Origin of the sequence: Ellagibacter isourolithinifaciens (genome assembly GCF_008831035.1) — a bacterium.
Taxonomy (GTDB): Bacteria; Actinomycetota; Coriobacteriia; order Coriobacteriales; family Eggerthellaceae; genus Ellagibacter; species Ellagibacter isourolithinifaciens.
Genome location: NZ_WAJR01000022.1, coordinates 13,652 through 37,916 on the forward strand (window position 1 = coordinate 13,652; position 24,265 = coordinate 37,916).

The 24,265-nt window shown below is 62.6% G+C and carries 23 protein-coding genes; 18 read left to right on the forward strand and 5 right to left on the reverse strand.

Annotated elements, in window-relative coordinates; translation table 11 throughout:
* Positions 1 to 13: 13 nt before the first annotated feature.
* The 4 genes from F8C90_RS08210 to F8C90_RS08225 all read left to right on the forward strand — a co-directional run bounded on the left by F8C90_RS08210 (position 14) and on the right by F8C90_RS08225 (position 4,661).
* Positions 14 to 808, forward strand: coding sequence for a biotin--[acetyl-CoA-carboxylase] ligase (locus F8C90_RS08210; RefSeq protein WP_158050035.1), 795 nt, complete (start codon positions 14 to 16; stop codon positions 806 to 808).
* Positions 809 to 1,213: 405 nt separating this feature from the next.
* Complete coding sequence (locus F8C90_RS08215; RefSeq protein ID WP_158050036.1) at positions 1,214 to 2,614, forward strand: MATE family efflux transporter; 1,401 nt, start codon at positions 1,214 to 1,216, stop codon at positions 2,612 to 2,614.
* 217 nt (positions 2,615 to 2,831) lie between these two features.
* Entirely contained in the window at positions 2,832 to 3,443 is a 612-nt protein-coding gene (locus F8C90_RS08220; protein ID WP_246155864.1) for a biotin transporter BioY, read from the forward strand.
* Positions 3,444 to 3,548: 105 nt separating this feature from the next.
* Complete coding sequence (locus F8C90_RS08225) at positions 3,549 to 4,661, forward strand: 3-oxoacyl-ACP synthase III family protein (protein WP_158050037.1); 1,113 nt, start codon at positions 3,549 to 3,551, stop codon at positions 4,659 to 4,661.
* Between the two features lie 76 nt (positions 4,662 to 4,737).
* On the opposite strand, the gene F8C90_RS08230 is transcribed toward F8C90_RS08225, so the two are convergent.
* Together F8C90_RS08230 and F8C90_RS08235 are read right to left on the reverse strand one after the other, a co-directional pair.
* Complete coding sequence (locus F8C90_RS08230; RefSeq protein ID WP_246155865.1) at positions 4,738 to 5,658, reverse strand: sensor histidine kinase; 921 nt, start codon at positions 5,656 to 5,658, stop codon at positions 4,738 to 4,740.
* A 101-nt stretch (positions 5,659 to 5,759) separates the two neighbouring features.
* Positions 5,760 to 6,455 carry a response regulator transcription factor gene (locus F8C90_RS08235; RefSeq protein ID WP_158050039.1) on the reverse strand — a complete coding sequence of 232 codons (696 nt, stop codon included), beginning with the start codon at positions 6,453 to 6,455 and terminating at the stop codon, positions 5,760 to 5,762.
* A gap of 164 nt (positions 6,456 to 6,619) precedes the next feature.
* On the opposite strand from F8C90_RS08235, the gene F8C90_RS08240 reads away from it, so the two are divergent.
* The 4 genes from F8C90_RS08240 to F8C90_RS08255 all read left to right on the forward strand — a co-directional run bounded on the left by F8C90_RS08240 (position 6,620) and on the right by F8C90_RS08255 (position 10,750).
* The gene (locus F8C90_RS08240) at positions 6,620 to 7,399 is read left to right on the forward strand and encodes a type III pantothenate kinase (RefSeq protein WP_158050040.1); all 780 of its coding nucleotides are present in this window, start codon (positions 6,620 to 6,622) and stop codon (positions 7,397 to 7,399) included.
* Positions 7,400 to 7,420: 21 nt separating this feature from the next.
* Positions 7,421 to 9,109 carry a formate--tetrahydrofolate ligase gene (locus F8C90_RS08245; RefSeq protein ID WP_158050041.1) on the forward strand — a complete coding sequence of 563 codons (1,689 nt, stop codon included), beginning with the start codon at positions 7,421 to 7,423 and terminating at the stop codon, positions 9,107 to 9,109.
* Positions 9,110 to 9,251: 142 nt separating this feature from the next.
* Entirely contained in the window at positions 9,252 to 9,866 is a 615-nt protein-coding gene (locus F8C90_RS08250) for a cyclodeaminase/cyclohydrolase family protein (protein WP_158050042.1), read from the forward strand.
* A 29-nt stretch (positions 9,867 to 9,895) separates the two neighbouring features.
* A complete protein-coding gene (locus tag F8C90_RS08255; RefSeq protein WP_158050043.1) occupies positions 9,896 to 10,750 on the forward strand; it encodes a bifunctional 5,10-methylenetetrahydrofolate dehydrogenase/5,10-methenyltetrahydrofolate cyclohydrolase in 855 nt (284 codons plus the stop codon).
* A gap of 51 nt (positions 10,751 to 10,801) precedes the next feature.
* Here the strand turns inward: F8C90_RS08255 and F8C90_RS08260 are convergent, their stop codons facing one another.
* The gene (locus tag F8C90_RS08260; RefSeq protein ID WP_158050044.1) at positions 10,802 to 11,884 is read right to left on the reverse strand and encodes a M24 family metallopeptidase; all 1,083 of its coding nucleotides are present in this window, start codon (positions 11,882 to 11,884) and stop codon (positions 10,802 to 10,804) included.
* Positions 11,885 to 12,271: 387 nt separating this feature from the next.
* Here F8C90_RS08260 and tsaE point away from each other — a divergent pair, with 387 nt between their 5' ends.
* Positions 12,272 to 12,766: a tRNA (adenosine(37)-N6)-threonylcarbamoyltransferase complex ATPase subunit type 1 TsaE gene (gene tsaE / locus F8C90_RS08265; protein ID WP_158050045.1), complete on the forward strand. Its 495-nt coding sequence runs from the start codon at positions 12,272 to 12,274 to the stop codon at positions 12,764 to 12,766.
* A 63-nt stretch (positions 12,767 to 12,829) separates the two neighbouring features.
* Entirely contained in the window at positions 12,830 to 15,619 is a 2,790-nt protein-coding gene (gene tsaD / locus F8C90_RS08270; protein ID WP_158050046.1) for a tRNA (adenosine(37)-N6)-threonylcarbamoyltransferase complex transferase subunit TsaD, read from the forward strand.
* A 140-nt stretch (positions 15,620 to 15,759) separates the two neighbouring features.
* Here the strand turns inward: tsaD and F8C90_RS08275 are convergent, their stop codons facing one another.
* Complete coding sequence (locus tag F8C90_RS08275) at positions 15,760 to 17,091, reverse strand: MFS transporter (RefSeq protein WP_211361072.1); 1,332 nt, start codon at positions 17,089 to 17,091, stop codon at positions 15,760 to 15,762.
* Between the two features lie 340 nt (positions 17,092 to 17,431).
* Here F8C90_RS08275 and F8C90_RS08280 point away from each other — a divergent pair, with 340 nt between their 5' ends.
* Positions 17,432 to 17,878: a MarR family winged helix-turn-helix transcriptional regulator gene (locus tag F8C90_RS08280; protein ID WP_158050047.1), complete on the forward strand. Its 447-nt coding sequence runs from the start codon at positions 17,432 to 17,434 to the stop codon at positions 17,876 to 17,878.
* 235 nt (positions 17,879 to 18,113) lie between these two features.
* Here the strand turns inward: F8C90_RS08280 and F8C90_RS08285 are convergent, their stop codons facing one another.
* The gene (locus tag F8C90_RS08285) at positions 18,114 to 18,857 is read right to left on the reverse strand and encodes a class I SAM-dependent methyltransferase (protein WP_158050048.1); all 744 of its coding nucleotides are present in this window, start codon (positions 18,855 to 18,857) and stop codon (positions 18,114 to 18,116) included.
* 173 nt (positions 18,858 to 19,030) lie between these two features.
* Here F8C90_RS08285 and F8C90_RS08290 point away from each other — a divergent pair, with 173 nt between their 5' ends.
* The 7 genes from F8C90_RS08290 to nadE form a co-directional block, all read left to right on the forward strand.
* Positions 19,031 to 20,386 (forward strand): amidohydrolase family protein, encoded by a 1,356-nt coding sequence (locus tag F8C90_RS08290; protein WP_158050049.1) that lies wholly within the window; start codon positions 19,031 to 19,033, stop codon positions 20,384 to 20,386.
* A 3-nt stretch (positions 20,387 to 20,389) separates the two neighbouring features.
* Entirely contained in the window at positions 20,390 to 20,599 is a 210-nt protein-coding gene (locus tag F8C90_RS08295) for a CASC3 protein CASC3 (RefSeq protein WP_158050050.1), read from the forward strand.
* A 182-nt stretch (positions 20,600 to 20,781) separates the two neighbouring features.
* A complete protein-coding gene (locus F8C90_RS08300; protein WP_158050051.1) occupies positions 20,782 to 21,333 on the forward strand; it encodes a Sec-independent protein translocase subunit TatA/TatB in 552 nt (183 codons plus the stop codon).
* 3 nt (positions 21,334 to 21,336) lie between these two features.
* Complete coding sequence (tatC, locus tag F8C90_RS08305; protein ID WP_158050052.1) at positions 21,337 to 22,116, forward strand: twin-arginine translocase subunit TatC; 780 nt, start codon at positions 21,337 to 21,339, stop codon at positions 22,114 to 22,116.
* A 130-nt stretch (positions 22,117 to 22,246) separates the two neighbouring features.
* Entirely contained in the window at positions 22,247 to 22,627 is a 381-nt protein-coding gene (locus tag F8C90_RS08310) for a hydrogenase maturation nickel metallochaperone HypA/HybF (protein WP_158050053.1), read from the forward strand.
* Complete coding sequence (gene hypB / locus F8C90_RS08315; protein WP_158050054.1) at positions 22,617 to 23,267, forward strand: hydrogenase nickel incorporation protein HypB; 651 nt, start codon at positions 22,617 to 22,619, stop codon at positions 23,265 to 23,267. The genes F8C90_RS08310 and hypB overlap by 11 nt, the downstream gene beginning before the upstream one ends.
* A 226-nt stretch (positions 23,268 to 23,493) precedes the next feature.
* On the forward strand, positions 23,494 to 24,265 hold a 772-nt coding region (gene nadE, locus F8C90_RS08320; protein WP_158050055.1), incomplete at its 3' end, for an NAD(+) synthase.

Sequence of the window (24,265 nt, forward strand, 5' to 3'; positions counted from 1 at the left end):
AGGAAGCGGTGCAGTGTTTCGCTTGCAGGTGTTCGAATCGGTGGACTCCACCAACGAGGTGATTAAACGTGCGATCGAGGATGGCGAACCGGAAGGGCTTGCCATCAGGGCATATCGTCAAACTGGCGGCTATGGGCGACAGGGCCGTGCATGGAAGAGCCCCCGTGGCGGCATGTACGAGTCGATTCTTTTGCGCCCCGAGGTCGAGATGCGCGAGCTTCCCACGCTGGCGCTCGTCGTCGCGATCGCGGTGCGCCGCGCGCTGGCGAGCCTTGTTATGGACGACCAGGCGCGTCGCATCTGCATCAAGTGGCCGAACGACGTCGTGCTGGTTGGTGGGACGTTTCCGCAGACAACCGCCCCAAGCATCAAGAGCCTCTACTCCAAGCTCGCCGGCATCTCCTCGGAGGTCCATGCGGGTGGGATATGCGTGGGGATCGGCGTGAACGTCGAGCCGCCCGAGGACGCGATGGAGGTTGGCGGAAAGAACGCGCCGGCTTATCTGGCCGACCTTGGCTTCGGGTTCACCTGCGAGCGCGAAGCTGCGATCAACGCTGTGGGCGATGCGGTTCTCCACGAGTTCGAGCCTCTGTATCGCCGCTGGTGCGACGGTGGATTCGCGGCGCTTTCGGGCGAGTTCGCCGAGCATTCGATGCTCGAGGGGCGTTTCGTTCGTATGGCCAATCAGCTGGGAGAAGTCGTTTGCGAGGGTACGGTGCGCGGAGTCGATGCGTCAGGGCGGCTGCTCCTCCGACTGGAAGACGGTGAGACGAAAGCCGTCGCCTCGGGCGAGGTGCATCTGCTTTAGCGAGCTCGAGAGCCACGGTGCACGCCGTGTTGGGCGTGGTCGCGGCGCACGTCGCAGCATGCGTGGCCGGCGATGCAATCTGCAGCATGCGTGGCCCGCGGCGCAAGCCTCAGCATGAGCGGCCTGCTTCGGGTTCTCAGCCTGCCCATTTCGCCTTCCGCTTGCCGTCGCTTTCGCGCGGTGGGCGTGATAAACTGTTCCTTCTTGTGCGCTGATATGCATACAATTGTATGTTTCCGAAAAATGGCAAATGAGACGATTGAAGCATGAGGTATGCATATGACGGCACAAGAAGAACAACGTGGCCAATCTTTGAAATCGACCCCCGAAGCCTCGGCGGGCACCCCCTCTTCTCCTAAAGGAGCCCCTGCGCGTAAGCCGCAGGGCAACGATCGTGTTACCCGCATGGGCACGGCGTCCCTTCCCCGGCTCATCACCGAGTTCGCTATCCCTGCCATTTTGGGCATGCTGGTGAATGCGGCGTACAACCTGATCGACTCCATCTTCCTCGGGCAGGCGATGGGGGAAATCGGCCTGTCGGCGGCAACGGTTGCGGCACCGCTCATGGTTGTGTTCATGGCGCTTGCGATGCTCGTCGGCAATGGCGGCAATGCGCTTGCGGCGCTTCGTTTGGGCGAAGGACGTAAAAACGATGCCGAGATCAGCCTCGGTAACACGGTGACGCTCGGCATCGTGATCTGGATCGTCATTGCCGCGGTTGCGGCGTATCCGCCGCTGCTCGACGCCTTCCTCACGTTCTCGAGCGCGACCGACGAGGTGCGCCCGTATGCCGCGACGTTCATCCAGATTCTAAGCTTCGGCTTCGTTCTGCAGATGATCGGCATGGGCGTGAACAACTTCATTCGTACAGCCGGCGCTCCCAATCGCGCGCTTCTGACCATGGTTATCGGCGCGGTGGTGTGCACCATCTTCAACTACATCCTCGTCCTGAAGCTTGGCTGGGGCGTTGCCGGTTCCGCTTACGCCACGCTGATCGGTCAGGCTGCATCGTGCATCTCGGTGTTGTGGTTCTTCATTTTCACGAAGGATGCGCCGCTCAAGCTTCATCTGCACTGCATGCGTCCCCATGCGAAAATCATCCGCTCCATCCTCTCCCTCGGTCTTGCGAGCTTTGCCGTGCAGGCAGGTGCCGCGGTCGTGAACTTCGCTGTGAACTTCCTACTGGTGAAGTACGGCAGTGCGAGCGCTATCGGCGCCGAGGGCGCGCTCGCCTCCATTGGCGTCGTGCAGCGCATCGCCATGTTCACGGTGATGCCGCTTGTCGGCGTGTCGATTGCGATTCAGCCGCTTCTCGGCTTCAACTACGGCGCCAAGATAATTGCGCGCGTGCGTAAGACGCTCTGGCTGGGCGTGGCGTTCGCCACTTCGCTTGCCGTCATCATGTGGGCGCTTGTGCACCTGTTCCCGAATCAGATCGTGGGGCTGTTCGGCATCACGAACGCGTCGCTCGCCGATTTCACCATCTTCGCTCTGAAGGTCCAGCTGCTGATGCTCCCGCTCGTCGGATTCCAGATCGTGGGTTCGAACTACTTCCAGGCAACCGGCCAGCCGATGAAGTCGATGATCCTCTCGCTCACGCGCCAGGTGCTGTTCCTCTTGCCGCTCATGTTCTGGCTTCCCGAGGTGTTGCCTGGTTGGTTCCCGCAGTTCACGGGCTTGGATGCTCTCTACATTGCGACGCCGGTGGCGGATTTCCTCGCTATCTTCACGGTTGGCATCTTCATTGCAATCGAGATGCGCCGCTTGAAGGACGTCGAGAGCGGGAAAATCATCTCGAAGTACTAAGTTGTTGCGCGTGCTTGGGTGCTGTATGTCGCTTGCTGTCGTGGGAACTGCGAGGCCCTGAGGGGCGCGGGGTACGCGCAAACTGCGGGGGAGTCGCGCCACGGCTTGCGCGCGCAAGCTAACTTTCTTATGGAATTCCGCGTTCAAACGATGGAATTCGAAGTCAACTGCTAGAGTTTCAACGTTATTGTCGTCTGACCCGAAAGAGGTACAGAAAGTGGAGCAAGTCAAAAAAGGCGCCGCCTCGGCGTCGCGCACCCGCTCGATCGCATTCGTCGGCTTGGCTGTTGCCATCATGGCAGTGTCCGCCTGGGTTACCGTGCCGCTCGGACCGGTACCTTTCACGCTGCAGATGTTCGCCATCACCTTCGCCATCGTGATGCTCTCCCCGAAGGAGTGCATCGCCGCCATCGTGCTGTACCTCGCGCTCGGCGCCATCGGCCTGCCGGTGTTCTCGGGCATGAGCGGCGGAATCGCCAAGCTCATGGGCCCGACCGGCGGCTTTCTGTGGGGCTATATCTTCGGCGTCGCCGCTGCCGTGGGGCTGCTCTACGTGCTGCGCCGCCGCATGGGTGCAGCCGACAAGGCAAACGCCTCCGACCAGCGCGGTTTCGTTGCGTTCCTGAAGAACGCCGCTGCCGAAATCGTCGCGGGCCTCGTGTTCACCGCGATCGCGTACTTCTGCGGCTGGCTGCAGCTGATGCTCGTCATGGGCATCTCGCCTGAGGCCGCGTTCCTTGCCGGTGTGGCGCCTTTCGTGGTCGTCGACGTGCTGAAGATTCTTGCCGCCGTCGCGTGCGCTCGCGCCGTGAAGGCTGCGGTTCGCTAAATACCCATTTCGCGCACATTTGGGGTGCGTGCTATAATCACTTGGAAGCAAGCAACCATCATGCGCAGGCGATTTTCGCCTGCGCTTTCTATGAGGGAGTGACTAGTGGGCTGCGCAATCATCGGTTGCGGGAAATCTCTTCCCGCGCTTGCCGTCGCGAACGACGACCTTACCCAGCTTGTCGACACGAGCGACGAGTGGATCACCACGCGCACGGGCATCAAGTCCCGCCGCATCGCCGTTGGGGAAACGAACGTCGATATGGCCGAAGGTGCCGCGCGTCAGGCGATGGGCCTTGTCGAGGGCGGCTATTGCGAGGCTCCTATCGACCCTGAGTCCATCGACCTTGTGGTGTATTCCACGTGCACGCCCGATGTGCTCGTGCCCTCGTGCGCGGCGCTCGTCCGCCGTCGCCTGGGCCTGGTGAACGCCGTCGCTTTCGATGTGAACGCGGCGTGTTCGGGCTTTATCTATGCGATGAGCGTTGCGGAATCCATGATGGCTTCCAGTGCGCTTGGCGTCGCGGGCGCTGGCCGTCGCAACAAGGTTCGCCGTGCGCTTGTGATCGGTTCCGAGCGCCTGACGCGCATCACCAACTGGGAGGACCGCACGACCTGCGTGCTCTTCGGCGATGGCGGCGGGGCTGCCGTGGTCGAATGGGACGAGAGCCGCGCGGGCGTGCTCGCCACCTACATGAAGAACGACGATGACGACACCAATGCGCTTACCTGCCCCTCCGCGTTCGACTCGCCTCAGCCTTTCGATGTGAACGGCGTTTCGAAGGAAGCTGCCGTTGCGGGCGACCCGGGTAATGCGCGCATCGACGAGGAACTTGGCGTGACTGAGGCCGTCGCCGCCGGTCGTCCGCGTCAGTCCCTTTTCATGCACGGGCAGACTATCTTCAAGTTCGCCGCCAGTGCGATGGGCAACGCCATCGACGAGGTGTGCAAGCGCGCCGACGTGGACATCGACGACGTGAAGCTTATCGTGCCCCATCAGGCAAACGAGCGCATCATCAAATACGCGGCCAAGCGTTGCGGGCTTTCGCTCGACCGCTTCCAGGTTTCCATTGGCGAGCGCGGAAACGCTTCTTCCGCCTGTGTGCCGATGGCGCTTTCCGACGCGTACGAATCGGGGCGCATCCAGAAGGGCGACAAGGTGATTCTCGTGGCCTTCGGCGGCGGGCTTACCAGCGGCGCCGTGCTCTACGAGGTGTAAGCAAGCCGAGGCTCAGCCGTTTTGCGGGCTAGGTTCGAGGGCGTGGCCCGAAGCGCAGCCAACTTGCGCTGCGCTCTTACGCAATCGAGGGGATGGCCACAAGGAAGCAGGCGCCTCCGTCGGGCAGGTTAAACGCCTCGACCGTGCCGTCGTGCGCATCGACGACGGACTTCACGATGGCAAGCCCGAGTCCTGTGCCTCCCGTGCCGCGGTTGCGCGACGGGTCGCCTCGATAGAACCGATCGAACAGAAGCTTCGGGTCAGCATCGCCCAAGCCGCAGCCGTCGTCGCGCACGGAGAGGACGGAATTCCCCCGTGCTCCCATGAGCTCGACGGTGATATGCCCGCCTGGCTCGATGAAGCGGCTCGCATTCTCCACCAAGTTGAACACGACCTGTTTTAACCGGTCGCGGTTGCCGAGCACGTCGGGCGCCTCGCCTATGACCTGGCAATTTGCCTCCCTTTCACGCAAAAGCGGCGAAAGGGAATCCACCACTTCGCGTGCCACCTGTCCCAAATCGACGCGCGAGAACTCGGTTGCGATGTTTCCGCTTTCCAGCCGCTGCAATGCAAGCAGGTCGTTCACCAGGTTCGAAAGGCGGCGGCTCTCCTCCACGATGATGCCCGTGAACTTCTCGCGCATTGCGGGCGGCAGGTCGGGATCCGACAGCATCTCGGCGTTCCCCCGAATCGCGGTGAGCGGGGTGCGCAGCTCGTGTGCCACATCGCTCACAAACGTGCTCTCGCGGCTTTCGCGAGAGGCGAGGCTTTCCTGCTGCGTTCGGATAGTCTCGGAAAGCCTGTTCAAGCTCACCGTAAGCCGATCGACCTCCTCGATGCGCCCATCGATGGGAATGGTCGTCGGTGCGGGGTCGCCGGTGCGGAAGTCGCGAAGGCGCGCCGCCAAGCGGGTGAGCGGCTCGGAGAGGAAATGCCCAATGAGCAGGCTAAAGGCGAACGTGAATACGGCGACTGGCACCAAAAGGAAGAACGCCAAGGGCCGAAGTCCGAACGCGAAATGCGACACCGCGATTGCGAAGACGGCCGCGAGGATGGCGAACAGCGTTGCTAGAAGCGCGAAATATGTCTGCAGTTGCTTTATTTCTTGAACCTATATCCGTAGCCGCGGACCGTTTCCACGAGGCCGGAATCGTATCCGGCGCTCGAAATCTTATCACGCAACCGCTTGATGTGCGTATCGACCGTTTTCGTTTCCGTGAGGTATTCCCAGCCCCACGCATCGCGCAGCAGGTCCTCGCGGGAAACGACTTTCCCCGCGTTTTTCATCAGCGCCGCGAGCAGCTCGAACTCGCGCGGGGTCAAGTCGATGTCTCCCGCGTCGCCGGTTGCGGTGTGCGCATCCTCGTTCAAGGTGATGCCCCCTGCGGTGATGGCGCTCGAGTTCTTCGCGAAATCCTCGCCCTGGCTGCGGCGCAGGAGGGCGCGAACGCGCGCGATCAGCTCGCGCACGCCGAAGGGCTTGGACAGGTAGTCGTCCCCTCCGATTTCAAGTCCAACGACCTTGTCGAGCTCGGAGTCGCGCGCGGAGAGGAACAACACGGGGGACGAGGTGTGCGTGCGAAGCCGTCGACAGAGCTCGTAGCCGTCGATTCCCGGCAGCATGATATCGAGAACGAACAGGTCGTAATCGTTTTTCATCGCGCGGGAAAGGGCGTCCTCGCCGTTGTCGACCACATCGACTGAGAATCCTTCCTTGCGTAGCGCGTACCCGACGAATTCCGTGATGGAGGGTTCGTCGTCGACTACGAGAATGCGTGCGGACGCATCGGGCATAGCCTTTCCTCCTCGTTGCTCTTACGGGCGCTTGCAGCCGTCGCCGTTCGCACCCGGGCGGCGCTCGCGGCGTCTTCGGGCGCCTTTTCCTGGTAGTATCATGCCAGCTACCACTATAGACAATTCGCGTTTGCCATGTGCGGCGAAGGGAGACTGTCAAAATCATGTTACTTGTCATCGATGTGGGGAACACCCAGACCGCCATCGGCGTCTACGAGGGGGAAAGCCTCGATCGCATGTGGCGCGTCGCCACCAACCGCGACCATACCGCCGACGAGCTGCGCGTGAAGCTTCTGCCGCTGCTCCAGTCCGAGAACCTCCAGGCGAGCGACATCACGGGTGCGGCGCTCGCGTCGGTAGTACCCCAGCTCACGGGAGCTTGGACGCGTGCGGTGCAGGATTTGGCGGGCGTTCGCGCCGTTGTATGCTCGGCAAAGACGGCGGGCTCGCTTTTCGACGCAGACTATCCCAACCCGCGCGAGATCGGATCGGATCGCGTGGCCGACGCCGTCGCGGCGCGCGAGCTGTTCGGCTCTCCTGTCATTGTCGTCGACTTCGGCACGGCGACCAACATAGAGGTGGTCGATAAGCAAGGGCGCTTTTTGGGCGGCATCATCGCGCCGGGTGTCCAGACGGGTGCGGCGGCGCTGTTCTCCCACGCCACACGCCTGGCTGCGATCGACCTGATCGATCCCCATCACGCCATCGGGCGCAACACCGAGGAGGCCTTGCAAGCGGGCATCGTCTATGGCGAGGCCGATCGCGCCGACGGGCTTGTGCATCGTGCGGTCGAGGAGCTCGGATACGACGCCCCAGTCGTCGCGACGGGCGGGCTTGCGCCCCTTATCGCCGGGCACTCGCGTACCATCACCGCCGTCCAGCCCGACCTGACGCTCGTCGGGCTGCGCCTTGTGTATGCTGAATGCACCAAGGCGGGAAATTAACATTCGAAGGGAAGGGTCGACATGCAAAGTGACATCGAAATCGCACAGGCTGCGCAGCCGCAGCGCATCGACGCGATCGCCGAGAAGGCGGGTATCGACGATAAGTATCTCGAGATGTACGGCAAGTACAAGGCGAAGGTCGACTACAACCTTCTGCGCGATAACGAGCATACGCCGGGCAAGCTCGTGCTCGTGACGGCGATCAACCCCACGCCGGCGGGCGAGGGTAAGACCACCACGACGGTCGGCCTGGCCGATGCGCTCGCGAAGCGCGGCAAGAACGTGATGGTCGCCTTGCGTGAACCGAGCTTGGGCCCCGTGTTCGGCATCAAGGGCGGAGCTGCGGGCGGCGGATATGCCCAGGTCGTTCCTATGGAGGATATCAATCTGCACTTTACCGGTGATTTTCATGCCATCGGTGCTGCGAACAATCTGCTTGCGGCTATGCTCGACGCGCACATTCACAACGGCAACCAGCTCGGCATCGATGTGCGCAAAATCACCTGGAAGCGCGTGGTCGACATGAACGACCGGCAGCTGCGCAACATCGTCGACGGCCTGGGCGGCAAAGCCAACGGTGTGCCCCGCGAGGACGGCTTCGACATCACCGTGGCGTCCGAGGTCATGGCTATTTTCTGCCTGGCGACCAGCATTACCGATTTGAAGGAGCGCCTCGGCCGCATCGTGGTGGGCTACACCTTCGACGACCAGCCTGTCACCGCTCACGATCTGCACGCCGAGGGCGCTATGGCCGCGCTGCTCAAGGACGCGCTCAAGCCGAATCTCGTGCAGACGCTCGAGGGCACGCCCGCGTTCATCCACGGCGGCCCCTTTGCCAACATCGCGCACGGATGCAACTCCATCATGGCGACTCAGATGGCCTTGGCGCTTGGCGACTACGCCATCACCGAGGCTGGCTTCGGTGCCGATCTGGGCGCGGAGAAGTTCCTCGACATCAAGTGCCGCCTGACAGGCCTCAAGCCCGACGCCGTGGTCGTGGTGGCTACGGTCCGCGCGCTTAAGAACCACGGTGGTGTGGCGAAAGACGCGCTCAACGAGGAGAACCTCGAGGCGCTCGAGGCGGGCCTTCCCAATCTGCTGCAGCATGTGGAGAACATCACCCAGGTGTTCAACCTGCCCTGCGTGGTCGCCATCAATCGTTTCCCGACCGACACCGAGGCAGAACTGAAGCTCGTCGAGGACAAATGCCGCGAGCTGGGCGTGAACGTGGCGCTCTCCGAGGTGTGGGCGAAGGGCGGCGAAGGCGGCTTGGCGCTGGCCGACGAGGTCGTGCGTCTGTGCAACGAGGGCGACGAGGCCGGCCGCGGCGCCGATACGTTCCAGTTCGCCTACGAGAGCGACCTGAGCCTGCGCGAGAAGATCGAGGCCATCGCCACGCGCGTCTATCGCGCCGACGGGGTTGATTTCGATGCCAAGGCGGCAAAGGAGCTGGCTAAACTGGAGAAGCTCGGCTTCGGCGACATGCCCGTGTGCATGGCGAAGACCCAGTACAGCTTCAGCGACGACCAGAAGAAGCTTGGCGCGCCGCGCGGGTTCCGCATCACGGTGCGCGACGTCAAGGTGAGCGCCGGCGCCGGGTTCGTGGTGGCTCTCACGGGCAACATCATGACGATGCCAGGCCTGGGCAAATCGCCTGCCGCCTTCAAGATCGACGTCGACGAGACCGGAAAGATCACGGGGCTGTTTTAAAGAAAACCCGCTTCGGCAGCTCTGCGCTCGTGCAGTGGTGCGCGAGCGCTCGCGGCAGTCGTTGCATGCTCGAAACAATGGTGGGTTACCGTACCCTAATCGCCCTATCAGTTTGAGGGCTTGAAACGAGGAAGAGGCTTTGATGGTAGACACCTGTTTCGTTGAGGAGCTTGCGTCCGCGGCCCCCGCTCCTGGCGGGGGCGGGGCGTCGGCGTACGTCGGTGCGCTCGCTGCGGCGCTCGCGTCCATGGTGGGCAGCCTCACCGTGGGGAAGAAGACGTATGTCGAGGTCGAGGGCGAAGTCATGCATCACCTTGAGGAGCTTGAGGAGCTTCGCTCCCGCCTGATCGAGCTTGTTGACGCCGATGCGCACGCGTTCGAGCCGCTTGCGACGGCGTATCGCATGCCGAAGGGCACGCCGGAAGAGCTTGCGGCGAAGCAGGAGGCGCTTCAGCGGGCGCTTGTCGGGGCGACCGAGGTGCCGCTTGATATCATGCGCACGGTGGCGCGCGTGGTCGACCATGCCGACTACCTGGCTCACCATGGCAGCCGAATGGCCAGGTCGGATGCGGGGGTTTCGGCCGCGTTCGCCCGAGCCGCGGTCGATGGCGCAAGTTTGAACGTGTATATCAACGCGGCTTCGATGGACGACCCCGCAAGGGCGCTCCGTGTTCGCGAGGAGGCTTCGGCAATCGCGTCGACGACGCGCGAGCGCTGCGATGAGCTGTTCGATTTCGTCGTCAAGGAAGTTTCATAAATAAGGGCCCTTAAGGGTTAAGGTGGATTATGGCAACGCTTCTCAAAGGAAAACCAGTCGTCGATCATATGGCGATCGACCTGCGCAATCGCATCGAGGCGCTCAAATCGCGCGGCGTCGAGCCCACGCTTGCTCTCGTGCGCATGGGGGAGCGCCCCGACGATTTGTCCTACGAGCGCACCGCGAAGAAGCGCGCCGCCAGCCTAGGGCTTTCCACCAAGCCCTACGTGCTTGACGACCTGGCGCCGCAGGCTGCTGTGCAAGCGACGCTGCAATCCATCAACTACGACAAGACCGTGCACGGCTGCCTGATGTTTCGTCCCCTGCCGAGCTTTCTCGACGAGAAGGCGCTGTGCAACATGCTTTCGCCGGAGAAGGACATCGACGGCATCTCGCTCGCGTCGCTTGCTTCCGTGTTCACCGATTCGAGCGACGGCTTCCCTCCCTGCACGGCGCAAGCGTGCGTAGAGATTCTCGACTTCTATAGGATTCCCCTGGTGGGAAAGCACGTTGTGGTTATCGGCCGAAGCCTTGTGGTGGGCAAGCCCGTCTCGATGATGCTCCTGCGCCGCAATGCGAGCGTCACCATCTGCCATTCGCGCACCGAGAACCTGCCCGAGCTGTGCCGGACGGCCGACATCGTCATCTGCGCCGTCGGTCGCGCGCACGCGTTCGGCAAGGAATACTTTCGTGCGGGGCAGACGGTGCTCGATGTGGGCATCAACTTCGATTCGCGCGGTACGCTGTGCGGCGATGTGAACTTCGACGAGGTTGAGCCCGTCGTTGACGCTATCACTCCCGTTCCCGGTGGTATCGGCACCGTCACGACGAGTGTCACCATGGCACATGTGGTGGATGCTGCCGAGAAGATGGCGGGGAGGTAGGGCCGCCGTGCGGCGGCCTCTCGCGAGCACGATTCGCTTCGCACCGTCGAGCTATCGGGGGCCTAGCACCGTGAGGTCGCGGGGGTAGCTGTTGAGTACCTCGCAGCCGTCGTCGGTCACGCACACCAAGTCCTCGATGCGCACGCCGAACTCGCCTGGCAGATAGATTCCCGGTTCGATGGAGAAACACATCCCGACCTGGATTTCCTCGTCGTGAACGGAAGAGACATCTCCCGGCTCGTGCTCGTCAAGGCCGATCTGATGCCCTAAGCGATGGGTGAAATACTCGCCGTATCCGGCTTCGGCGATGACATCGCGCGCCGCCTTGTCGATGTCGCAGAAGCGCGCGCCGGGGTGTACCGCTGCGCGGCCCGCTTCGTTTGCGCGGCGCACCAGTTCGTACACCTCGCGCTGCTTGGCGGTCGGCTCGTTCCAGAAGAAGGTACGCGTCATGTCCGAGCAGTACTCGTCCTGGCGGCATCCCACATCGAAGAGCACGACGTCGCCGACTTTCAACTTCGTGTCATCGGGCATATGGTGCGGGTCTGCCGCGTTTGCGCCGAAGCTCACGATCGGGTCGAAAGAGTGTCCTGAAGCGCCCAGCTCGCGGTAGATTTTCTCGAGCTCATCAGCGATTTCCCGTTCGGTTGCACCTTCGTGCACGAGTTCGCGAAAGCGTGCCATGGCCTGGTCGTTCGTTGCCGACGCTGCGCGCATGAGAGCTTGCTCCTCGACGCTTTTGATGGCGCGCGCGCCATCGACGGCGGGAGACCCCAGGGCGAAGGACTTCGCCGCATGCGCCTCCATCAGCGGCACGAGGAAGCGGGCGGCGAGGTTCTTGTCGACGCCGCAGGTCTCCTCAGCGTGCAGGAGCTTTGCCACCTCAGGAAGCGGGTTGTCCACATCGTCGAACGAGAACACTTCGCAGGGAAGTGGTTTTGGAGCTGTGAACAGGCGATTCAAGAAAAGGACGGGCGCTTTCCCCTCGACGATCGTAAGCGCCAGGAATCGCTCGCCCGGTTCCACGTAAGCGCCGGTGAGATACTGGATGGAACGCGGGTCGCTCACGATCATCTGCGTGAGGCCCATCTCGCCGAGGAGGCGGCGAACCGTTTCTATGCGTTGTTCGTACATGGGGTTCCTTTCTTGCGTGGCGCCGCGACCGGGCGTCGGCGGCCTGAGCTCTCGCAGCGCGCAAATCGGGGCGCTTGCGACGCATGGGCTGCGGTGTTTGCGCCATGCGCGCTGCGACGAGCGGATTCGTTTCGTTTACTATAGCGTGAATCGCGCAGGCGGGCGTCGGGGCGAGCAAAAACCCCTTGTTCGCGGCCATTTGAGCGAGTTGGGGCAGCGCCCAACATGGCGGAACATCGAAGGCGATTCGGCTCAGGCAGATGGGGTGCTTGCCTCTTGCGCGGCGGAGGGCACCAAGGAAGTGCGCTTTCGTGCGTTTGTTGTCGGGTTGCTCCGCCCGCCTGGTGCAGGGCGTATGATGGGCGCATGGCAAACGGACTTTCATACATGCGGAAAACCACTTCCACCGAGGCGACCAAGAAGCTCGGCCAGACGCTCGCGCCGTATCTCCATGAGGGCGATGTCGTGGTGCTCTCGGGCGATTTGGGCGCGGGGAAGACGCAGTTCGTCCAAGGCGTCGCGGCTGGCCTGGGAATAACCGACGACGTGGTCAGCCCGACCTTCAACATCGTGATCGAATACTCCTCGGGCTCGGTTCCGCTTTATCACTTCGACCTTTACCGTCTGGAAGATGCCTCGGAGTTGGAAGACGTCGGCTATTACGACCTCGTCGAAGGTGATGGCGTCGCGTTCCTCGAATGGGGCGAGAAGTTCCCCGAGGAGCTGCCCTACGGTTATCTCGATGTTTCGATTACCGTCAGCGACGACGGCTCCCGCGTCGTGCGGGTTCACTCCGTCGGCGACAGGGCGCGTCAGCTTCTGTGCGTATGGTCGAACGATTCACGCTCTCATCTGGTGAAAACGTCATCGAAGCTGAACTGACGCGCGCGGTGCGCTATCATGCGCACGAACGATTCTCCCTCTGAAACGGAAACATTGCATACTATGAGCGAAACGAAATCTCCAGCATCGGCTGCGCTTGGCGTCGATGCGCCCCGTCACGAACCCGCCTATGTGCTCGCCTTCGACACTGCCAACGAGGTGATTGCCATCGGCGTGGGCGTGCTTCACGAGGAAGCGCGCGCGGTCGAGCTTGTCGCACATGCTGAAATCGAGGCGCGCCGCCAATCGAATACTCAGCTCATCCCCCGTATCGATGCGCTACTCGCCGAAAACGGGATTGCACGCGGGGAGATCGCGTGCGTGTGCGTCGGCCGTGGCCCCGGCTCGTTTACCGGCGTGCGCATCGCTATGGCGACGGCAAAGGGCATCGCGAGCGCGCTCGAGGTGGGGCTTGTTGGCGTGTCCTCGCTCGACGCGGTGGCTTGGGACGTTTGGGAATTTGGCGCACGCGGCGAGGTCGCCGTGGTGGCCGACGCTATGCGCAAGGAGGTCTATCCCGTCCGCTATCTCGTCGACGATGCGGGCGCGCATCGCCTCGAGGCCGACCGCGTCGTGAAGGCGGATTTGGCCGCTGAAGAGCTTGTGGAATGCGATACGACGACCCCTGGCGCTTCCGACGCCGGCGCTCCTGAGGCCGGGCGGCATACTCCGTGCTCAAACAGTCCTCGCTGCGCTGCGGAACTGCGCGCGGAGCACGCCGCCCGCCCTCAGGAGCTTTCGTGTTCCGGTGAACTTGTTGTTGCGAGTCTTCCTGGTCAGCGGCTTCTCCTTGCGGGGGATGCGCTGAAGAAGTATCGCGACCTGTTCGCGCCATGCGGGGAGGTTCTTCCCGAGAACACATGGACGCCGACGGGCGCAGGGCTTCTCCTCGCGCTTCAGGCTGCGTGGCGCAGCGGGGAATGCGACCCGTTCGACGCAGTGCGTCATAACCCGGCGTTTGCGCTCCCCGTGTACACGCGCCTGTCCGATGCGGAAGAAAACGAGCGTGCCCGTGCAGCCCGCGCGGCTCGCGAAGGTGCGGCCCGCGAGGGCGAGGCGAAGCCGGGCGTTCCCGATGCGAACCTTCGCACGGGCGTCCAAGACGCCGAGGCGGTGGCCCATCCGTCGCTCGTCCATTCGCTCGCGGGGAAGGCGTCCGCTTACGAGGAGACCTCGCCTGCACATCATGCCACGCTTCACGAGCAGTCTATTCTCGTGGCTCCGCCCGATGAGCAGGGAGTATCGTACAAGCCGCTCGACGTTTCCCATGTGGGGTGCGTCGCGGCGCTCGAGTCGCGCATCATGGGAAGCGATGCGTGGAACGAGTCGCTCGTGGCCGACGAGATCCCGCGGCGCGATCGCACCTGGTGGGCGGCGTACGCGAGCGAAGGCAAACCAGGCGAGGTGGGCACGCTTGTGGGGTATGCCGGCGGCTGGGTGGTCGACGGCGATGTGCAGATCCTGAAAGTGGGAACGGACCCGGCGTGGCGCCGCCGCGGCATCGCCCGCGAGCTGCTCGCGCATGTTGCGGCCGACGCGCGCAACCTCGGTGCGCAGACGGTTTCGCTCGAGGTCCGCGCGGGTAACGAGGGCGCGCAGGCGCTCTACAAGGCGCTTGGCCTTACGCCCGTGGGCACGCGTCCCCGCTATTACTCCGACCGCGAGGATGCGCTCATCATGCAGGGTGATCTGGCGGCTCTCGTGGGTGCGACAGATCCTGCCGAGGAATCATCGCGGCTGGTCGCGGGCATGGAACTGCAAGTCGACGCCTCGCACGACGTGCAGGCGACTGCCGTCGGCGCGGCGGGAGCATCGCGCCCGCTTATCCTGGCGATCGAGTCTTCATGCGACGAGACCGCCGCGGCGATCGTCGACGGGGAAGGGGCGCTTGCCTCGGATGTGGTTGCAAGCCAGATCGACTTCCACGCGCGCTTCGGTGGCGTCGTTCCCGAGATCGCAAGCCGCAAGCACATCGAGGCTATCTGCGGCGTATGCGACGAATGCCTCGAGGTCGCGGCGAAAAACCTCGGGATGAAATCGCTTCGCTGGCGCGATCTTTCCGCGGTGGCCGTCACATATGCGCCGGGGCTTGTCGGCGCGCTTGTTGTGGGCGTGGCGTTCGCGAAGGGCGCGGCGTGGGCGGCGGACGTACCGCTCATCGGCGTGAACCACCTGGAAGGCCACCTGTACGCCAATCGTATCGGGTGTCCCGATTTCACCCCACCTGCCGTGGTGTCGCTCGTGTCGGGTGGCAACACCATGCTTGTCCACATGAAGGGCTGGGGCGACTACGAAACGCTCGGCACCACCATCGACGACGCGGTGGGCGAGGCGTTCGACAAGGTCGCGAAGGCGCTCGGGCTGGGATACCCCGGCGGGCCTGTGATCTCGCGCTACGGTGTGAAGGGCGACCCGCGTGCCATCGCCTTCCCGCGCGCGATGATGCACTCGGGCGATTTGCGCTTCTCGCTTTCGGGATTGAAGACGGCAGTCGTCACCTATATCAACGGCGAGCGGGAGGCTGGGCGCGAGCTCAACGTGCCCGATATCTGTGCGAGCTTCGAGGCGGCGGTGGTCGACGTGCAGGTGACGAAGGCGAAGCGTGCTCTCGATATGACGGGCGCTCGCACGCTTTGCGTGGGCGGCGGCGTCGCGGCGAACCCCGTGCTCCGCGCATCGTACGAGAAGATGTGCTCGAAGGCGGGTGTGCGCCTGGTGCTGCCGCCCCTCTCGGCATGCGGCGACAATGCGGGAATGATCGCGCTCGTCGCGCTCGATCGCTTCAGGCAGAAGAAGTTCTTCTCGTTCGATTTCGACGCGAAAGCGCACGTCAACCTCGACGAGCCCTACTAGGGCGCGCGGTGCTGCTGCTGGAAGCAAACGGGGCGCGGACGCTTGGTGCTGCCGCCGGGAACGGGGGGCGAGGTGCTGCTGCTGGAAGCAGGGGGCGAGGGAAATCGTCTTCCGGCAAGGACGTCTTTGTTCGTGACCTACTATTCCTTCGGATAAACGGCTCGCGCGACGAAGTACGACGCCGCGATGCAGCACATCGCGCAGCAGATGGTGACGGGGAACCCGAAACAATCGTTCACGATTCCCCAGATCACGCAGGCGCCCCCGATGCCGACGTCGTTTGCAAGCTGGAAAAGCGCGTTGGCGGCTCCCCATCGCTCGGGCGGTGTGTTCTTCACCGCCACCGACTGGTTGAGCGGCAGCGCGATGCCGATGCAGAAGCCGTACACGATTCCCGACAGGTTGAACACCGCATCGCGTACGGGTGCGCCGTCGAGAACCGTCCCGCAGGCGACGAGCATGGCAAACGCGACGAGGCCGCACGCCAGTGCGACGGGCAGGATCACGATGGGCGCGAAGCGGTCCATGAAGGCGCCCGATTTTAGGCGCACGAGAATCATGCTCACGGCTGACAGGGTGTAGAACAGCCCCGCGTTCCCCACGCCGAGCGAGGCGCCGTACAGGCCGACGAAGAAGATCACGAACCCGAACGCCGGGGAGAGCACGATCATGGGCAGCGTGCCTGGGAGGGCGTGTTTCTCGAAGATGCGGGAGGCGATGCTTTCGCGCTTCGGCCGCCCCTCCATCCTGGACTGCTCGGTTGACGTGGTCGTTTCAGCCGCCTCGGCTGCTCCCGTTCGTGCGGCCTCGCTTTCCCCTTCTTCGAGCCTGCGCCGGTAGACCGCTTCCTCGGGCAACATCTCGGGGTGCTTCTCGTAGCGGCAGAGGAAAATCATCGAAAGCCCGACCACGGCGATTGCGGTCACGCCGACAAAGAGGTTTTCAGGCGGGTCGGTCGACACGAGGGCGAGAGCGAGGGCGGGTCCAACCGACATGGAAAGCGCCTGGCCAAGCCCGTAGTAACCGATTCCTTCCCCCATGCGCGACGCGGGAAGCGCATCGGCTGCGGCGGTCGCCGACGCGGTGGTCACTGCCGAGAAGCCGGCTCCTTGCAGGATGCGGAACACCACGAAGGGCGCGACGTCGTGGGTGAACAGGGGGCCGACGGTCCCGACGATGAGCACGGCGAACCCGAAAAGCATCACGATGCGGCGCCCGCGCCCGTCGATCAGCGGCCCCGAGAGCAGGCGCACGACGGCCGCCGCTCCCGAAAACACGGCTGCCAAAACGCCAGCGTACGCGGCGGTTCCGCCATAGAGGGCGACATAGACCGACGTGCTTGAGTTGAGCCCTTGGCCCGCCATGAAGCAGCACAACGTTGAGGCGACAACCAAGACGAAGGTGGTTGACCATAGCTGCTCGCGTGGGCTTCCTCCGCGCGAATCGTCGTTTTTCGAGGCTCGTTTTCCCATGTGCCCATCATAGCGATTTCTCGGGACCTGTATAGATGGCGCGAAAGATTCGCAAGCTGAGCGATGATGCGCAAGGGACAATACTGGGAGGAATCTAATGATAAGTGGTGAAAACGATGTCCCCATCCCGTGCAAAAATGGACGATTTTTGGAGAAAGCATGCGTCAACAATAATTTTACGATTACACGTAAAATCTGGTGATGCTGGTGCATTTTCGTCCCAGTCGCAACTTTGTGCGGTAACTGTGTAGTGTGACCTTAGATACCTTGTTGCATAAGGAAAAAAAGTGTATCAAATGAGCAAGTCAAAACACCGCCTCGAAACGAGAAGGGAGACCTCATGGCATCCCAGAGTAAGAAGCCGAAGAACAAGGATGCGCAGCTCGTCGATTTGTTCCATCATTGTGCGCACGTCGCTGTCCATCGCGGAAACCGATCCGGTGGGCGCTCCGGCACCTTGTCGGCGTTGTTGAAAACCGGTCCGGTGAGCCAACGTGAGCTTGCGGAGGTCATGAACGTCCGCGCCGCGACGCTCTCCGAGCAGATCGCTCGCCTTGATCGCGCAGGTCTTGTGGAGCGCACCCCGAGCGAGAAGGACCGTCGCTCGGTAATCGTCTCGCTTTCCGAGGAGGGTAAGAAGGAGGCCCGCCGCTGCTCCCGCGAGCGCACGAAGTACAACGAGCAGCTGTTCTCGGTTCTCTCCGACGACGACAAAGCCGAGCTCATCAGCCTGCTCGAGAAGCTCTCCGACCACTGGAGCGAGAGCAATCTCGACGGCGGCAAATAGAAGTCAAGCTGCGCGAGCTGTCCGGTTCGCACCGTCCTCTGCGGGCGGTGCCGCTCGGACAGCCCGTGCAGCCTAAAAGGCGCTGCTTTCAGCGGAGCTTTGCATGGGCATCGCGCACCAGCGCTTACGAAACGAGGACCCCGCATTGAACTGCGGGGTCCTCGTCGTTGCGCCCCGCATCACGCTGCGGGGTCCTCGTCGTCACGCCTCGCATTACGCTGCGGGGCCCTCGTCGTTACTCGGGCTTTTTCGCCACATGCACCGCGGCGATGCCGCCGGTGTAGTTCTTCCAGGTGACGTCGACGAACCCCGCCTCGCGCATCATCTTCGCGAGGCCCTCTTGGTTCGGGAACGCCTTGATGGACTTCGACAGGTACACAAACCCCGCCTTGTCCCCGGTGATAAGGCCGCCCCAGAAGGGGATCAGGTGCTTCAGGTAGAAGTTGTACAGCGCGCGCCACACCGCGTTCGGCGGCGTGGAGAACTCCAGGCACACCAGATGCCCGCCCGGCTTCAGCACGCGGAGCATCTCGGAGAGCGCGCGCGGGCGGTCGGGCATGTTGCGGATGCCGTATGCCATGGTGAGGGCGTCGTAGCTCGCGTCCGCATAGGGGATGTTCTGCGCGTCGACCACCTCGAAATCGACGGGCACGCCGCATGCGGCCCCGTCGGCGTAGTGCGCTCGTGCCACGCCGAGCATCTCGTTTACCAGGTCGGTGCACTGGATATGGCGCGGATGCTTCGTGCGCGCCACCGTGAAGGTGACGTCCCCGGTGCCTCCCGCGATGTCGAGCACGTCGTCGGTCGGCTCGATGGGGGCCTGCCTCATCATTCCTGCGAGCCATGACTTGTAGGCGCCAAAGCTCGATACGGCGTTGAACCGCTCGTATTTCTTGGCGATTGACGAGAAGATGTCCTTCACGCGTTCGGAAGATATCTCGGCGGGCGCTTCCTTGCCCGTTGCGGTGTCGATGCTCATGGTGGTCGTGCTCCTGATGTGACGCTTTCGCTTGTCTGCGGGACGCTTCAGTATACGCCAAATCGCCCGCCTTCTCCCCGTCGCCGATTGCCAAGGTGTGGATTCGGGGGATGTGCGAACCCAGTGTTATCATATCGTGACTAATGAAACCAAGGGCGAGTGAGGCTCAAGCTATGTTGTTGTGCGCACAATATGTTCTGCCCGTCACCTCCGACCCCATCGTCGGGGGCGCCGTTCTCGTTCGAGACGGACGAATTCGGGACATCGGCAAAACCGAGATGCTCAGGCTGCGCTATCCGGACGAAGAGGTGCTTGACTACGGGACGGCCGCCATCATGCCTGGCCTAGTCGATCTCCACACTCATATGGAGAACTCGATCATGCGGGGCATCGTGCACGACGTACCCTACATCACCTGGCTCGCTTCCGTTGCCGCCCTCTCCGTGAAGATGGAAGTGTCCGACTGGTACGACTCCGCCATTTTGGGCGGCTTGGACGCGCTCGCGTCCGGCATCACCTGCGTGGCCGACATCACCACCACGGGCGCTGCCTGCACGGCGGCCCAGAAGCTCGGCCTTCGCGGCGTGGTCTATCGCGAGGTGGGCGTCATGGACAAGCGCCGCATCGACTACGCCATGCGCGCCGCCGAAAACGACATCATGCATTGGTCCCAGGAAGTGGATCCCGACCGCATCTCGATCGGTATCGCGCCCGCTCCCATCTACATGTGTCACCCCGCCGTGTTCGGCAGGGTCTCCGAGCTCGCCACGCGCGACGACCTGCCCGTGGCCATGCATCTTGCCGGCAGCCGCGAGGAGTACTACTTCGTGAAGCGCGGCTCCTCGTCGTTCTCCGTGCACGGCGAGTCGGTCCGTCGCGGCTTCATCGAGATTCCGCCTTGGCTCCCGACGGGCGTTTCCCCTGTTCGCTATGCGCTGAACTGGGGCGCCTTCGAGTCTCCCAACGTGCTTGCCGTCCACTGCGTGCACACCGACGAGGAAGACGTGAAGAAGCTCAAGGAGTATAACGTGGCCATCGCCGTGTGCCCGCGCTGCAACGCGCAGCTCGGCATGGGCGTGGCGCCCGTCGACGAGTTCATGCGCGCCGGCCTGCGCGTCGGCATCGGCACCGACTCTCCCGCCGCCACCGACTCGACCGACATGCTCTCCGAGATGCGTCTTGGCATGCTTATACAGCGCGCTGTCAACGTCGGGCGCTTCCTCGATTCCGAGTCGATGCTCGAGATGGCGACCATCGGCGGCGCCCGTGCGCTCAAGCTCGACGACGAGATCGGGTCGCTTGAAATCGGCAAGCGCGCTGACATCATCGCGGTCGATCTTTCGAGCTCGCAGCAGTCGCCTTCGACAAACCCCGTCTCGGCAATGGTGAACACCTGCACCTCCGCCGACGTCATCATGACGATGGTCGACGGCAAGACGCTCTACGAGCGGGATAAATGGCACATCGACGTGGAGGTTGCCAAGCACATTGCCCGCGTCATCGAGATCCGTGGAAAGCTGAGGCTGTAACCCATGGCCAAGAAATCTGGCAACAAGCAGCAGAAGCTGACGGCGCAGCAGAAAAGCGACCGCATCAAGGCAGCGAAGGAACGCGAGGCGCGCGCGCAAGCGCAACGGGAGCGCTCGGCTAAGATGAAGAAGATCTTCACCGTGGTCGTGTGCGTGATTCTCGTTCTGGCGCTCGGCATTCCCACGATCGCGCTGTCCGTGCTCACGGCGTAACGGTGGCAGTCGGACGGTCTTGCGGCGAGCTGCAGGGCTGCCCGGCTGTTTTTTCGTTTGAGGGGAGCGTGCGGAAATCGTGGCGTGGTGCGCGGTGTGCTACCATAGACCGCTGCTGTGCCCGATAATAGTTCGGTACGCGTGGCAACCCTTTCCGGTTTGTTCCTCCGAAGGAGTTTATTTTGTTTGGCATAGGTGGATTTGAGCTTTTCCTCATTCTGCTGTTCGGTTTCCTTATCTTCGGTCCCGACAAGCTTCCCGCCATGGCGAAGACGCTTGGCAAGGCCATCGCGAAGTTCCGCAGCGCCCAAGATGAGATGAACAAGGTCATCAAGGAAGAGAAGATCTTCGACCCCGACGCGGAAGACCCGTTCAAGAACCCGCTCGACGCGCTCGAGAAGATGGGTAACGCCGCAGAGTCGGGTGCGAAGAACGTGAAGAAGGCCGCAACGTCTACAGTGAACGCCGCGAAGGACGCGAAGCAGGAGAGCTTCTCCGAGCGCAAAGCGCGCTACGACCGCGAGCGTGCTGCTCGCAAGGAGGCTGAGAAGGCCGAGGCTGAAAAGCAGGCGGCTGCCGATGCGGTCGCTGCGACCGCGGCACGCGCCGAGGCGAGCAAAGCCGACGCGAAGCCGACTGCCGATGAGCTCTACGGCAACGCCAGCGCATCTGAGAGCAAGGAAACGAAGGCGGCTGCCGCCGACGCGCCTGCAAGCGAAGAGAAGGGGGAGTAAGCGATGCCTATCGGTCCTGCCCGAATGCCCCTTTTCGACCATCTGGGCGAGCTGCGCATGCGCCTTGTCCGTATCGTGGTCGTGCTGCTCATCGCCGTCTGCGTGTTCTATATGGCAACGCCGACGCTTTCGGTCATCCTGTTCGCGCCTATCTCGGAGTTCCTCCCCGAGGGATTCCAGCAAGGCATGTACACGACGCCCTTCGACGCGTTCGCAACGCGTTTCAAGCTGTCCTTCTGGGCATCGGTCGTCGCGTGCTCGCCTGTCATCCTCTGGCAGATTCTCGCGTTCTTCCTGCCGGCGCTCAAGCCTAAGGAGCGCAAGTGGTTCATCCCGACGTTCGCGATCGCGGTGTTCCTGTTCATCTTCGGCACGCTGTTCTGCTACTTCATCATCCTGGACCCGGCGTTCCAGTGGCTCACCGACCAGGCGTACGGCATGAGCGCGCAAGTGCTTCCGCAGGCGTCGTCCTACCTTGACATCATCATCAAGTTCGAAATCGGCTTCGGTTTCGCCTTCGAGCTGCCGGTCGTCGTGTTCTACCTGGTCATCTTCGACATCATTCCCTACAAGAAGATGCGTGGGCAGTGGCGCACCATCTACGTCGTGCTCATGGTGCTCTGCGCGATGATCACTCCGGACGCGAGTCCTATCACGATGCTGCTCATGTTCGCTGCGCTCGTCGTGCTCTACGAGGCGTCGCTTCTGCTGGCGCGCATCGTGCTTTCGAAGCGCATTAAGAAGCAGAACGCCGAGCTTGCCGCGGAGGAAGCGGAGGACTAGCTCGCTTCGCTTTGTTGATTCGGTTAAGGCCACTCGTCTAGGGTGGCCTTACGTATATATCTGCGTTCTACTACCATAGAAGGCGGATGGACGGCGCGTCTGGGAAGACGCCTTTCGCGATGGGGGTTTCATGCACGAACTGGGAATCATGACGGGCGTCATCGAGGCTGCCGAGAAAGCTGCGCGCGATTCGGGCGCGACCCGTCTTCTGAAGGTTAACCTGTCGATTGGCGAGATGACCGAGGCGATCGAGGATGCGCTCGTGTTCGCATGGGAGGCCCTCACCGAGGACGACCCGTATGCGAAGGGCGCCGAGCTTGCCATTAACATGATCAAGCCGAAGAGCCGCTGCCTCGAATGCGGCGCCGTCTTCGAGCACGATAGGTTCCATATGTTCTGCCCGGAATGCGATGGGTTCGCAACCGAGCTTCTGTGCGGGCGGGAGCTGCAAATCGATTCGATCGAAGTCGACCTGCCCGACGATGAGGAAGGAGATTCCCATGAAGATTGATATGAAGCAGCCTATTCTCGATAAGAACGACGCCATCGCGCGCGAGCTGCGCGAACGGTTCGCCGAGCACCACGTGTACGTGGTTGACCTTTTGGCGAGCCCGGGGTCGGGCAAGACCTCGACCATCTTGGCCACGATTGACGCCCTGCGCGATGAGTTCAACATCGCTGTCATCGAGGGCGATATCGCGAGCAGCGTCGACGCCGAGAAGATCAAGGCGCAGGGGATTGCCGCCGTGCAGATCAACACTGGTGGGGCGTGCCATCTGGAAAGCGCCATGATCAAGCGCGCCATCGATGTGCTCGACCTTGAGCGCCTCGACCTGATTATCGTGGAGAACGTGGGCAACCTCGTGTGCCCGACGGACTTCGATTTGGGCGAGAACGCCAAGGTCATGATCTTGTCGGTGCCGGAAGGCGACGACAAACCGCTCAAGTATCCAGGCGTCTTCCAGGTTTCTGAGGCAGTCATCTTGAACAAGGTTGACACGATGCCGGTGTTCAACTTCAACCAGGAGGCTTTCGAGGAAAGCGTGAACCAGCTGAACCCGCAGGCTCCTATCTTCCCTCTCTCCGCGACGACGGGCGAAGGCCTGGAGGCGTGGACGAGCTGGCTCGCCGAGCGCATCCGTAAGGCGTAATTCGACCTGCGGGGTTGTCTGCCGTAGTTCAACCTGCAAGGTTACGGCCGCGGGCGGAGGCCCCGTGCTCAGACAGTCCTCGCTGCGCTGCGGAACTGCGCGCGGGACCCCCGCCCGTGGCCTTTCGGGTCGAAGGTGGAGCTCGACCTATGAGGTTGCAACGCGTCTGAAACAATGGACTGGCATACTTAGTCGCATCACGCGGATTGTTGCGCAAGGAGGCTCTATGAAAGCTGGGGACAAGTATCAGGCATGCGTCGACGCGCTCGCAGCGTACGCGAAGGGCATCGGCTTCTCGCAAGTCGTCATCGGTCTTTCGGGCGGCATTGACTCGTCGGTGACGGCGGTCATGGCTGTCGACGCGTTCGGCGCCAAGAACGTGCACGGCGTGCTTCTTCCCGGTCCCTACTCGACTGGTCATTCCATCGATGATGCCCTCACCTTGGCGGAAAACCTCGGCATCGAGAGCCATACGGTGTCGATTTGCGAGCCGTTTGAGGCATTCGAGCAGGTCATTCGCAAGTCCTACAAGGAAAAGCTCGAGGGTTTGGCTTCCGAGAACACGCAGGCCCGCTGCCGCATGGTGATTCTCATGGCCCTTTCGAATGCGAATCGCTGGATGCTCGTGAACACTGGCAACAAGTCCGAGGCGGCGATGGGCTACTCCACGCTCTACGGCGATACGGCGGGCGCGTTTGCCCCGCTCGGCGGCTTGTACAAGACCGATGTGTACGAGGTGGGCCGTTGGCGCAACGAGCAGGCGCGCGCGGCGGGTGACGTCGAACCCATTCCCGAGAACGTGTTCGTGAAGCCACCGAGCGCCGAGCTCGCTCCCGGACAGAAGGATGAGGCCTCCATGGGCATCGACTACGAGACGCTCGACAAGCTGCTGATTGCCGTGCAAGAACAGGGGCAGTCGGTCGAGGACGCGTGCGATGCGCTGGGCTTCGACATCATGCAGGCGACAGGCCTTCTCGCGCGAGTGGACTCCTACGCGT